1 protein-coding gene is annotated in these 263 nt (G+C 64.6%); it reads left to right on the forward strand.

Annotated features, from left to right (window positions below):
• On the forward strand, positions 1 to 263 hold a 263-nt coding region (locus SB659_RS19775), incomplete at both ends, for a c-type cytochrome (protein WP_410551645.1).

A 263-nucleotide genomic window follows, 5' to 3' on the forward strand; every position in this document is an offset into this window, starting at 1 on the left:
AGAACGGCTGCCGCCTTCCGATATCGAGGTCGCTGCCGGCGAAACGGTGTTCTTGAGCAAGCCTTGTGCTGCTTGTCATACCATCCGCGGCACCTCGGCGGCCGGGACAACCGGCCCGGACCTGACGCATGTCAGAAGCAGGGAAACCATCGGAGCAGGGCTGTTGCCGAACACTCGGGGGTCCCTCGCTGCCTGGATCGCCGATCCGCAGACGCTTAAGCCCGGCAACAACATGCCGCTCGTCCCGCTATCCGCCGAAGAGC

The sequence above is a fragment of the Arthrobacter sp. SIMBA_036 genome (assembly GCF_046535135.1).
Lineage (GTDB): Bacteria > Actinomycetota > Actinomycetes > Actinomycetales > Micrococcaceae > Arthrobacter.